The 1458-nt window shown below is 72.7% G+C and carries 3 protein-coding genes; all 3 read left to right on the top strand.

The features are described from left to right. The first annotated feature begins 46 nt into the window (after window positions 1-46). Window positions 47-220 carry a hypothetical protein gene (locus GH736_RS22910; protein WP_159607318.1) on the top strand — a complete coding sequence of 58 codons (174 nt, stop codon included), beginning with the start codon at window positions 47-49 and terminating at the stop codon, window positions 218-220. A 21-nt stretch (window positions 221-241) separates the two neighbouring features. Beyond that, window positions 242-1168: a phosphodiesterase gene (locus tag GH736_RS22905; RefSeq protein WP_159607316.1), complete on the top strand. Its 927-nt coding sequence runs from the start codon at window positions 242-244 to the stop codon at window positions 1166-1168. A gap of 64 nt (window positions 1169-1232) precedes the next feature. Continuing rightward, the coding region (locus tag GH736_RS22900) for a site-specific integrase (RefSeq protein ID WP_159607314.1) at window positions 1233-1458 on the top strand (226 nt) is incomplete at its 3' end.

The following is a 1458-nucleotide window of genomic DNA, read 5'->3' as shown; positions in this document are numbered from 1 at the left end:
TCGCACGCATCGTCGAGGACATCACCGAGCGGTTCGGAGGAGCACGATGACGGCAGGCGAGACACGCACGGTGATCCCGGTCGGCGGCGAGTCGGGATATCACGTCGTGGTCGGCCGGGGCGTGGGCTCGAAGCCGAGGGAATCGTCGAGCGGCGTCCGTCCGGCTGGCTCCGGCGACGGGCCGGGTGATGCCCGGCCGTGCGTCGGCGGCACCGCCTAGGCTGACCGCGAGGGGGTCGGAATGCAGGCACAACAGGCAGCGCAGCTGGGGCGATACCCGGCCGCGAAACGAGTCATCGCGCACGTGAGCGACACGCACCTCCTCCAGGGGGGTGCGCGCCTCGGGGGCGTCGCGGATACCGTACGTGCCCTCCACCAGGCCGTCGAGCAGCTCTCCCGGCTCGGCGACCGACTCGACGCCATCGTGGTCACCGGCGACGTCACCGACCTCGGCGAACCCGACGCCTACCGGCTCGTCCGAGCCGCGCTCGATCCGCTCGCGGCGTCGACGGGCGCGGCCCTGATCTGGGTCATCGGCAACCACGACGAACGGCCCGTCTTCCGTCGGGAGCTGCTCGGCGAGGCGCCGAGCGAGACGCCGACGCACCGAGCGGTGACGATCGGCGGCCTCCGTGTCGTGGTGCTCGACACGAGCGTCCCCGGATACCACCACGGTGCGCTCGACGCGGCGTCGCTCGAGTGGCTCGACCGGGTGCTCGCCGAGCCGGCGCCCGAGGGCACCATGCTCGCGATGCACCACGCGCCGATCCCGACGCCCCTCCCGCTCATGGACGTCCTCGAACTCCGCGGGCAGGACGAGCTCGCCGACGTCATCCGGGGCCGCGGCGTGCGGCACATCCTCGGCGGACACCTGCACTACGCCACGAACGGCATGTTCGCGGGCATCCCGGTCTCCGTCGCGGGTGCCATCGCCTACACCATGGACCTCTCCGCGCCGCCTCGCGACCTCGTGGGGGTCGACGGCGGCCGCTCGTTCACGCTCGTGCACCTCTTCGACGATGCCGTCGTCACGTCCGTCGTCCCGCTCGGACCGTTCCCCGTGGTCACGCATCTCGGCGAGGCGTTCCTCACCGAGATCGAGCAGCTGCCGCCCGCCGGGCGGATCGAGCGGTTCTCACGAAAGCCGACCTCGCCCGTGGCCGAGTGATGCGACGCGACAGCGCAGGCGCGCACCCGCGATCGTCTCGGGCCATTCCCGGCCGGTGCGGCTCGTGACACTCGACGGCCTGCTCGACGACTACCTCGGGCACGTGCGCACGGAGCGCGGCTACTCGGCGCACACGGTCTCGGCATACCGTGCCGACCTGGTCGACCTGATCCGGTTCGCGGACGCGCGCGCGGTCGAGTCGCCGGCCGGCCTCGACCTGCCGCTCCTGCGCGACTGGCTGTACGCGGCGACCGAGCGCGGTCTGGCCCGCACCAGCATCGCCCGGCGCG

The sequence above is a fragment of the Agromyces humi genome (assembly GCF_009720255.1).
Taxonomy (GTDB): Bacteria; Actinomycetota; Actinomycetes; order Actinomycetales; family Microbacteriaceae; genus Agromyces; species Agromyces humi.
This window is presented reverse-complemented; position numbering and strand designations above follow the sequence as displayed.

What these genes read in the sequence shown, in the direction of transcription:
- GH736_RS22910 (WP_159607318.1), top strand. Translation starts at nt 47, where the DNA reads ATGACGGCAGGCGAGACACGCACGGTGATCCCGGTCGGCGGCGAGTCG.
- GH736_RS22905 (WP_159607316.1), top strand. Translation starts at nt 242, where the DNA reads ATGCAGGCACAACAGGCAGCGCAGCTGGGGCGATACCCGGCCGCGAAA.